The sequence below is a fragment of the Leptolyngbya cf. ectocarpi LEGE 11479 genome (assembly GCF_015207065.1).
In the GTDB taxonomy this organism is placed as follows: Bacteria; Cyanobacteriota; Cyanobacteriia; order Phormidesmidales; family Phormidesmidaceae; genus Leptothoe; species Leptothoe ectocarpi.
Genome location: NZ_JADEXP010000264.1, coordinates 1 through 9,169 on the forward strand (window position 1 = coordinate 1; position 9,169 = coordinate 9,169).

A 9,169-nucleotide genomic window follows, 5' to 3' on the forward strand; every position below is an offset into this window, starting at 1 on the left:
TATTGTTATCTGCTGATTGTTCAACGGGCAACGGTGCTCCATGCGACGAAATGCCGCGAGCGTCATCTCCTGTTGCCGGAAGACTGTCGTTTTGGGATGGGGGAGAGTTGAACATGCTGGAGCACCGCAAAAACTAAGGCGGAGACGATGGCATCTTACGCCAATCTCTCCCAAGTATTAACATAGAAAATCGAATTGATATGGGTCTATCGCCGTGAAAGATTGATAAATCAAGACATACAGGCAATATTATCCTCGTAAGGAATGTATTAAAAATTAAACTAATTCATATTTCCTAAGAGTTAGTGGCGAGCATTTTTTCTAGCAAAACACTGTGTAACAGGGCTCTATCAACGTGCGATCGCACCTGCACATCGCTCAAACCATCGCCGTTGGCATAGTGTTCTAACCACTGCTGGGTCATGGTGTGGGCATCGTCCGGTATCAGCGGCAGCGGGGCGTCAGGTGAGAGGCCCCAGCCCGGTAGAGACAGCTCCTGCATAATTTGAGTAACTTTGGGGTCATAGCTAATGGCAAAACAGCGACAGCCCTCGGCGGCCGCCATCACTACCGCGTGAAACCGCATGGCAATGGCCAGCTCAATGCCGCGAAAGATACCTTTGAGCTGGGCCGGATTGCCCACTTGAATAATCTCATGGGGACCGCTGAGATGCTGGGCGATGTGGGCTGCGATCTCACTATCTTTCACCGGCTGAAACGGCAGCAGCACGATACAGGTCTGTGTGGCCTTCTGCAGGTCAGCAATGGCCTTAGTTAAATTTGTCAGCCGCTCAGGTGTCAGGTGAGCATGGCCCCGCAGCGCAATGGCAATACGCGGTGCCGGCAAATCGGCAAACCCGGTCAAGTGGGCAGATCTGAGCGCCCATACCGGATCTGGGGCCAGCTGACAGCGAATACCCCAGTCAGTTAACAGCTGAGCCGAAGCTCCATCGCGGACGCTGACCGCATCGCATTTTTTTAGCGCCCAGCGAGTGATCCAGCGACTGCTGCGCCGCTTTAAAGGGCCAATGCCCTGGCCCCAGGCAATTGTGCGCAGGCCCATCCACTGGGCTAGCTTCATGAGCCCCCCGTAGTACAACGGATTGATGACGCTAGTGGCATCTTGCATCAGACTGCCACCGCCCCAGATAAAGACCTGAGAACGCCGTAGGGCTGACCAGACAGCCAGCAAAGATTTGCGTGGTACGGCTTCCACACCATAGCGTTGGGCCGTTTCTTCAGGGTTACCCGAGAGGACAATCGGCGTCACGGACTGAGGCAACAGCTGCAGCAGCGTTGCTAGCAGGGCCTCATCGCCGCCGTTGCCCATGCCATAGTAACCACATAAAACTGCTCGCATGTCCGCCCCGCAATCCCGATAAAATTAAGGTCTGACTAATAGCTCGGTCAGTTTGAAGGCGGCTGCCTCCAGAAACTAAGGCTACTGCCTTTATCGCTTTAGACTACCGCCTCACCCCCAGCCGAATCCACTTTTGTTCACGCCCTATGCACGCTCTCTCATTACCCACCTGGATGGTTCACGTCTCCAGTGTGATTGAATGGATCGCCGCCATCTATTTTGTCTGGCAGTTTGCCGATGTCAGTGGCTGGCCTGCTTGGAGATGGTTATCCTTTGGGATGTTGCCAGCTCTGATTAGCGCCATGTGTGCCTGCACCTGGCATTTTTTTGATAATTCGCCATCCTTGAGCTGGCTGGTCATTTTACAGGCCGCAATGACGGTTGTTGGTAACTGCACTAGCTGTGCCGCTGCTTGGTATATCTGGAGGCAGGCCCGTGTCTAAGGAAACATTGTTTGCGGTGTCTCTATTTCCCTATCTGGGGTTTCTCTATTTTGTTACCAAGTCTGGTCAGACGCCTCGCTTGGCCCTAATTGGGTTCTATGTGCTACTGGTGTTCGTGGCAGTGACGATTCCCGCCGGTATCTATGCTCAAAAGGTCTATGGCTTGGAGTTGGCCAATGTGGATTGGCTCCACGGCAGCGCTGAGTTTTTTCTGACGCTGTCCAATATTTTGGTGGTGTTAGGCTTTAGAAACGCGGTGCAGAAACTGAAGGGTAGCTAAGGTTTTTGATAGCAATCATCAAAAAATATAGCAAGGGTAAGGACAATGTCTGCTGTTGTAACTGTCAAAAATCGGTCGAGCTTGGCAACCTGGCAACGGGCCAGCTGGGATGACTATGTGTGCGATCGCGACCGCTTACCCGCCGACCAATATCGCTTATTTTTTCACCAGGGCTATCTACTAATCACCGAAATGGGTTGGGAAGGCATTAACCACGCGACGATTTGCGATCTTTTTACGGCTATTTTGTACGTTTGGTTTAGTATCCATCCTGAACAAATGGCCAGTTCCCTAGGCCGATGCCTGCTTGAAAAAGACGAAGAAACAGCGGGTGCTCCCGACCTGGTGCTATATCTAGGAGACGACTATCCCCGCTGGCAACCTGGACAGCCCCGCAGAATCGATTTGAATCAGTGGCGTGCACCTGATTTAGTCGGCGAAATTTCAGATACCACACTGGCCAGTGATTTAGATGAAAAAAAGCAGTTGTATGCTGCGTTAGGCATCCCCGAATATTGGGTGATTGACGTGCGGGGCAGTCGTGTATTCGCATTCTTACTTCAGCCTGATGGCAAGTATCAGCTGATTGAAACGTCTCAAGCCTTAAAAGGCTTACCGATCGCGCTGCTTGAGCAAACCATCGTCAAACTGGAAAGTGAAACGAATATCAGTGCAGCCCAATGGTTTAACCAGCAGATAGCGACTCTTCAAAGCTAGAAAATGCTTTTGTCAGAGCTGTCTTAGAATCCTTGAAATGGAAACAGTAACGTCTGGAAAAGTCACTAACTGAATAGTGCCGTTATTTAATGTCTGCTGGATTTGATAATCACCCTGCTCAGGTTTTCTCAATACAACTATGTTTTGCTCTTTTAGGTTGACAACCCAGTATTCTGGAATATTAGCCGTTGCATAGACTTTGCGTTTGACGCCTAAGTCCTTAGCCAAACTTGTATTAGAAAATTCAATCACCCAAAAAACATCCTCTGCGTAGGGATGCCGCTGACGATAGATGTCTCCCAGTGGTTTTACAACGGCTAAATCCGGTTCAGGTTCTGACTGATTGGGCAGCGTAATCGGACGACCCTCGCGCACCTTGGCTCGGCTTCCCAGCAGCTCGCTCAAATAGTCGCCGCCCTCATCACCCAAAAAAGCATGTTCAGGCCCTTCCGGTGCCATCGTGACAATTTCTCCGTTTAACAATTCCACCGAACGACCATCCAAAATACCCGCAGTGGTCATGCGGTGATAATCATCCAGTGTCCATTTTGCTAGGGCGACTGACATTAGCTGAAAAAACAAAGAAGCAATCTAGAGTGAGGAATAATATCCCCATTTATACTGGAGTTTACTGCCATTAGCGGTCGTCTATATTTCCTATGAGTCAAAACTGGCGGATTTATCTAGATGCCTGCTGCCTTAATCGTCCCTTTGACGATCAAAACCAGCCCCGTATTGCCCTTGAGGCCCAGGCAATTCTTACTATTCTGAGAAAATGCCAGTCTGCCCAGTGGCAGCTCATTACCAGCACCGCTCTTGACGTAGAACTTAATCAAACCCCTGATCTAGAGCGTCTTAGCAATGTGAAAACAATCTTGACAATCGCTAGAGTGAAAGTGCTTAGCAGTCAGATTTTGGAAAATCGAGTCCGAGAACTGCAACAGCTTGGCTTTACTGGCTATGATGCAGCCCACCTTGCTAGTGCTGAACAAGGTCACGCTGATGTTTTCCTATCCACTGACGATAGATTAATAAAACGGGCAAAACGTCATTTCCGGCTTATTCAAATCACAGTTGATAACCCAGTACCATGGCTTATGCAGTCTACCTAAACGGAGGAGAATAACAATGCCTAAAACTCAGCAAGAGGTTGTACGTCAAGGCTATCAAATTTTAGTAGAGTCCCTTGGCATTTATGATACTCTGCGATTTATTCAGCACTTTAGCCCTGGTCAGGGTGACTATACTCAAGAGCGCAGCACCTGGCTTGATCAGACTTCCCTAGACGATATTCTTAATGCCATGAAGCAACGTCAGGATAATGACTTAGTCCAGTATGACGAGGTGATTGAATAGTAAGGAAATTGTGTTGCCCAGCCAGCAGGAAATCTCAGAGTGTTTGATACTAAAGCTGATGCTACGCTAACCTCATTCCTTGACCACTGAGAATCCCTTTCTAAATCTGACCTATGAGCCTGCTTTGGAAGCTCTAGGCGATGACTACTACGATATTGTTGCAGCCGCTGATTTTCCGCAACACATTCTGCGGTTTCGCAATGATGATTTATTACCCAGGCTAGGGCTGCAGCCCTCTAACGTCAGCGATTTTGACTTTATTGAAGCATTTGGCCAGTTTCAACAACACTCACCGCTGTTGGCGTTGCGCTACCACGGCTATCAGTTTGGTGACTACAACGCCGCGTTGGGCGATGGGCGCGGGTTTCTCTATGGTCAGGTGCGGGGTACCGATGGCAAGCTCTACGACTTTGGCACCAAAGGATCAGGAACCACACCCTATTCCCGCAATGGTGATGGTCGCTTAACCCTCAAGGGCGGCGTCCGAGAGATTCTGGCGTCTGAAGCCCTACATGCTTTGGGCGTAAACACATCCCGCTGTTTCAGCCTGGTGGAAACAGGCGAGCGTCTATGGAGAGGTGATGAGCCCTCGCCTACACGCTCGTCAGTGATGGTGCGCTTTAGTCAGTCCCATATCCGTTTTGGCACCTTTGAGCGGTTGCAATACCTGGGTCGGGCTGATTTGATGCAGCCCCTGCTAGACCATGTGATCGAGATTTACTACGCCCATCTACTGGCAATCCAGGATGTTCAAGCACGCTACGCCCAGTTTTATGCCGAACTGGTACAGCGGGTGGCACAGCTGGCCGCTCAGTGGATGTCGGTGGGTTTTTGTCATGCGGTGCTCAATACCGACAACATGTCGATTACCGGCGAAAGCTTTGACTATGGCCCCTATGCCTTTATGGATGAGTTTAACCCCCGGTTTACGGCGGCTTATTTTGACTATATGGGGCGCTATAGCTATGGCAACCAGCCACGGGTGTGCGAATGGAATCTGTTGATGTTGCAGAAACCGCTAAAGCTGATCATGGCAGCCGAAGATTTGGAGTCGAGCCTGGCTACCTATCGTTCGCATTACTATGCAGCCTATAAACAGAGGATGCTGGCCAAGCTAGGGTTTGAAGAGCTGCTACCGGAATTGGGCGATGAGCTACTGCGACTAACGTTGGAACTGCTGCAAAAGACTCAGGTGGGTTACCACGATTTTTTTACCGGGTTAACGGGACAGTTTTCAGAACGGTGGGGTGACGGTCCGGAGCAGATTTTGCAGGCGACGGCTGAGAACTCTGACGATGAGGCCGCCACACTGTTGGAGGCGTGGCGACTGCACTACCACACCTGCTTGACGACGTTGACGGCAGCGGAAATGGTGCAAGTGGGCAGCTGTTTGCGTAGAACTAACCCCGATATTGTGTTGCTGCGGCCTGAAATTGAGGCTATCTGGGAGCCGATTGTTGCTGAGGATAACTGGCAGCCGTTTGATGATTTATTGGCCAAAATCCAAAAACCGTTTGGTGACGATTGATCAAACGATGGTGCGGTAGGGGCGTTGATGCAACGCCCCTACCGCACGAAACACGGGAAAGAACCGGCGCATTTAGATAGCCAGCAACCGTTTCATGCCACTGATGCCGATGACAATGTAGCCGACGGCCAGCAAAATACTGCTAAGGGAAATGCGGATACTGGCCTTGGTGGCTTCAGAGCGGACACGTTTGGCAGCTTCTTCTCGACGGGTGCCGATTTCGGTTTCTAGCCGGGTGCGTAGCTCGGAGGCCTGACCATTGAGAAACTCGTTCAACGATTCTGGGTCGTTCTCAAACTGACGAATTTGCGCAGCCTGCTCAGCCGTGACGTTACCGCTGGCGACCAGTTGTTCAATCTGGTCTGGATTTTCGAGGAGGCCACTGATGCGATCGCGTTGCTGGGTGACTTCTGCATTCAGACGCTGTTCTAACTGGGTCGTCGCTTCGGTGGCCTCGGTAGTTACCTGAGTCAGAGCATCCTTACTCTGCAGCCGCACGTTGTTCATGTGAACGGGGGTTAAGATAGCGAAGAGCAACCCGAGAATGCAGGCCAAAAGACAGGTCCAAAACCGAGCGTCAAGCATCAGGTTAGTACGGTTACGCTTGCCCGTGACAAAGCTATCAATCCAAAAGCCAGTAAATAGTAGGGCAATCCCGACTAACGGCACAATGCCCCGGTCGACTAGCTGTGTGGTGGTATTGATTTGCCAGGCACGATTGAGTAAATCGGGCGGCAGGAGCAGCACCAGAAAATCCACCAGGGCGGCCAAAATAGTAACACCGCCTACTAGCTTGAGGGCCAGTGCCGCAATGGGAGACGGGGCATTGCCTGCCGAGTTTGCAGAGGAAGTCATAGTGTGGTCACGAAAGGCTACAGCTATTTAATAGTGCCCGACATAGTTACCGTTGGGGGCAGATTTCTGAAAAAATATTGAGTATTTTTGATGTTTGAGGCTCTCGAAGGGGGACTTGTGAACTCAAGCTTGAGACTGTGAGTCCTCAGAGCGCTGTCGTAAAATATCGGGTCCCCGCGATGTGCCTAGGCGCGTCGCACCAGCTTCAATCAGGGCGATGGCCTGGGTGGGGGTGCGAATGCCACCAGAGGCTTTAATGCCGATGCGGCCACGGGTGATGTCTTTGAGTAGGCGAATGTCTTCAACGGTGGCCCCACCATTCCAGCCAGTACTGGTTTTGAGAAAGTGCACACCCGCATCCATACAAACGTCAGCGGCTGCTCGTTTTTCAGCCTGATCCAACAGGCTCATTTCCAAAATAGCTTTTACATGCTGACCGGTCATTTCAACGATTTGAGCTAATTCTGTATGAACCCGGTCCAATTGGCCTGATTTGACCCAGCCTAGATTAATCACCACATCAAGTTCAGTGGCTCCATTTTCAGCGGCTTCTTGGGCGGCAAAAAGTTTGCTTGCTGAGGTATCGGCTCCGGTGGGAAAGCCAATGACGGTGCAAACAGCTGTGCGGCTGTCGTGTAAGTTTTCCACCGCCCGTTGAACATGCACTGGGTAAACACAAACACTGGCGAAGCCATAGCGTTGAGTTTCGCTACACCAGTGATCGACTTGCTCTAACGTGGCGGTTGGGGTTAATAGGGAATGGTCAATGTAGGGGGCAAGATCGATATCAGAGTCGATGTTCATGGGGCTAGGTGGATGATGGAGAACCTGAAGGATGACCTGCGGCAGGGACTTTACACGTTTGAAGAATGGATAAACCAAACTGAATAGGGGGGACTCGATTGCGTAATTTCAGTAAAGTTTAATGAGTGCATCTATAGTGAAACGGGAATTTTGGTTAAAGCAGAATTACGTATTGAGCACCGTAGGTGAGTCTGGGTATCAGCCAAGTCACCCTTACCCGATTCATGTGGGGTTGTTGTACGTCTATCTCATGAATAGAGCTATCTACTACTGTTAACTGTTAACGTGCCCGTTAGCGTGTTGGTCCAGCGTTTTTATTACTGCCATAGTATTACTCGTTATTTCAGTCCAGTTCGTTTTTATTCAAGATTTTTATGGCTGAGCTATCAATTTCCGCCATTATTTGCACCCATAACCGAGCTCAATATTTGGGGGCAGCCATCGATAGTTTGTTGGCCCAAACCCTTGATAATGCTGAGGTAATTGTGGTAGATAATGCCTCCACCGATGCTACTGCTGAAGTCGTTCAGCAGCGGTTATCTGACTCTCGATTGCGCTATGTCTATGAGCCCACATTGGGGCTGTCTTCGGCTCGTAATACTGGGGCGAAAGCTGCGACCGGGGATATTCTGGCCTATCTAGATGATGATGCGGTTGCCAGCTCCCAGTGGCTAGCCTCGCTGTTGGAGGTTTATCAAAACAATCATCGAGTTGCGATCGCAGGCGGCAAAGTCACCCTACTGTGGCCTGCCGAGGTAAGCCACCCGCCGATCTGGCTGTCTGATGATTTGGCCAGTGGCCTCGGAGCCTATGATCTGGGCGATCAGGTACGCTACATCAAAAATCCTAATCTCACCCCTCGCGGTCTAAACTACTCGCTGCGCAAAACCTTTCTTGACTCCGTAGGCGGGTTTGACGTCAACTTAGGCCGCGTCGGCAAAAACCTGCTCTCCAATGAAGAGCTGCACATGACCCAGCTAGCCCTCAAACGCGGCTGGCACGTGCTATATGTGCCCAATGCCCTGGCTGCCCATAATGTGGCCCCGGCTAGACTTAAGCCAGGCTGGTTTCTGAGTCGCAGTTGGTGGCAAGGTATTAGTGAGTGCTACCGTGAACAAGTATCGGGACGTGCCGGTATGTCCCAGCTGCGGTGGGGCGGTGAACGACTCGTCCGAGGAATGTACAAAACCGTTAAATATGCTAATGACCCGGCCCAGCGATTTGAAAATTTGACCTACGCCTACGGTCAATTAGGGTATCTAGGACGTGTCCTACGACATCTGATCAAACCCTATAAGCTGGCTAAACCGACTAAATCTAAACCTGCTAAGTCATCTGCTTAAAGGGATGTCGCAGTCATCGCCCCCAGCGGCAGTAGACAGGCGGGAACCCTGTTCATAGGCGGGCCTAATTCCTGATACAGACACTGAGGCAAAGGGTTCAAAGTCTGCTGTACCTTACAGATGTTCTGATCAATCATCTACCGTTCATTTAATTTTCCATCTACCCATGACTGCTGCCACCAAAATTCCAGTTTCTGTGCTGATTCCTGCCAAAAACGAGGAAGCTAACCTGCCTGCTTGTTTGGAGAGCGTTGCCCAGGCAGACGAGGTGTTCGTGGTGGACTCCCACAGTGAAGATCGCTCAGTGGAGATTTCAGAATCCTACGGTGCGCAGGTGGTCCAGTTTGATTTCAACGGACGCTGGCCCAAGAAAAAAAATTGGGCGCTCGCCAACGTGCCGTGGAAGCACGAATGGGTACTCATCTTCGACGCCGACGAACACGCGACGCCGCAGCTCGCTCAGGAAATTGCCAACGTCGTCAC

Annotated in this window: 12 protein-coding genes; 8 read left to right on the forward strand and 4 right to left on the reverse strand. The window is 50.7% G+C overall.

Features of this window, described 5'->3' with window-relative positions; genetic code table 11:
• Positions 1 to 295: 295 nt before the first annotated feature.
• Positions 296 to 1,360, reverse strand: a complete 1,065-nt coding sequence (gene csaB, locus IQ260_RS22115; protein WP_193995255.1) for a polysaccharide pyruvyl transferase CsaB — start codon at positions 1,358 to 1,360, stop codon at positions 296 to 298.
• Positions 1,361 to 1,506: 146 nt separating this feature from the next.
• On the opposite strand from csaB, the gene IQ260_RS22120 reads away from it, so the two are divergent.
• The 3 genes from IQ260_RS22120 to IQ260_RS22130 are packed head-to-tail and all read left to right on the forward strand — an operon-like array spanning position 1,507 to position 2,800.
• Positions 1,507 to 1,803, forward strand: a complete 297-nt coding sequence (locus IQ260_RS22120) for a DUF2499 domain-containing protein (protein ID WP_193995256.1) — start codon at positions 1,507 to 1,509, stop codon at positions 1,801 to 1,803.
• Positions 1,796 to 2,083, forward strand: a complete 288-nt coding sequence (locus tag IQ260_RS22125) for a DUF3593 domain-containing protein (RefSeq protein ID WP_193995257.1) — start codon at positions 1,796 to 1,798, stop codon at positions 2,081 to 2,083. Before IQ260_RS22120 ends, IQ260_RS22125 begins: the two co-directional genes overlap by 8 nt.
• A 45-nt stretch (positions 2,084 to 2,128) precedes the next feature.
• Positions 2,129 to 2,800, forward strand: coding sequence for a Uma2 family endonuclease (locus IQ260_RS22130; protein ID WP_193995258.1), 672 nt, complete (start codon positions 2,129 to 2,131; stop codon positions 2,798 to 2,800).
• 12 nt (positions 2,801 to 2,812) lie between these two features.
• Here IQ260_RS22130 and IQ260_RS22135 read toward each other — a convergent pair whose 3' ends face one another.
• Positions 2,813 to 3,367 (reverse strand): Uma2 family endonuclease, encoded by a 555-nt coding sequence (locus tag IQ260_RS22135; protein ID WP_193995259.1) that lies wholly within the window; start codon positions 3,365 to 3,367, stop codon positions 2,813 to 2,815.
• A 92-nt stretch (positions 3,368 to 3,459) separates the two neighbouring features.
• Between IQ260_RS22135 and IQ260_RS22140 the strand changes: the two genes are divergently transcribed.
• The 3 genes from IQ260_RS22140 to IQ260_RS22150 all read left to right on the forward strand — a co-directional run bounded on the left by IQ260_RS22140 (position 3,460) and on the right by IQ260_RS22150 (position 5,684).
• Positions 3,460 to 3,912, forward strand: a complete 453-nt coding sequence (locus IQ260_RS22140) for a PIN domain-containing protein (RefSeq protein ID WP_193995260.1) — start codon at positions 3,460 to 3,462, stop codon at positions 3,910 to 3,912.
• A gap of 16 nt (positions 3,913 to 3,928) precedes the next feature.
• Positions 3,929 to 4,156: a hypothetical protein gene (locus IQ260_RS22145; RefSeq protein WP_193995261.1), complete on the forward strand. Its 228-nt coding sequence runs from the start codon at positions 3,929 to 3,931 to the stop codon at positions 4,154 to 4,156.
• Between the two features lie 79 nt (positions 4,157 to 4,235).
• Positions 4,236 to 5,684, forward strand: a complete 1,449-nt coding sequence (locus tag IQ260_RS22150; protein ID WP_193995262.1) for a protein adenylyltransferase SelO — start codon at positions 4,236 to 4,238, stop codon at positions 5,682 to 5,684.
• 72 nt (positions 5,685 to 5,756) lie between these two features.
• Here the strand turns inward: IQ260_RS22150 and hpsJ-B are convergent, their stop codons facing one another.
• Both hpsJ-B and deoC read right to left on the reverse strand, forming a co-directional pair.
• Positions 5,757 to 6,539, reverse strand: coding sequence for a hormogonium polysaccharide biosynthesis protein HpsJ (gene hpsJ-B, locus IQ260_RS22155; RefSeq protein ID WP_193995263.1), 783 nt, complete (start codon positions 6,537 to 6,539; stop codon positions 5,757 to 5,759).
• Between the two features lie 123 nt (positions 6,540 to 6,662).
• On the reverse strand, positions 6,663 to 7,343 hold the full coding sequence (gene deoC / locus IQ260_RS22160; protein WP_193995264.1) for a deoxyribose-phosphate aldolase: 681 nt from the start codon (positions 7,341 to 7,343) through the stop codon (positions 6,663 to 6,665).
• A 374-nt stretch (positions 7,344 to 7,717) separates the two neighbouring features.
• On the opposite strand from deoC, the gene IQ260_RS22165 reads away from it, so the two are divergent.
• Both IQ260_RS22165 and IQ260_RS22170 read left to right on the forward strand, forming a co-directional pair.
• The gene (locus tag IQ260_RS22165; RefSeq protein ID WP_193995265.1) at positions 7,718 to 8,686 is read left to right on the forward strand and encodes a glycosyltransferase family 2 protein; all 969 of its coding nucleotides are present in this window, start codon (positions 7,718 to 7,720) and stop codon (positions 8,684 to 8,686) included.
• A 166-nt stretch (positions 8,687 to 8,852) separates the two neighbouring features.
• Positions 8,853 to 9,169: glycosyltransferase family 2 protein (locus IQ260_RS22170; protein WP_193995266.1), on the forward strand; the 317-nt coding region annotated here is incomplete at its 3' end.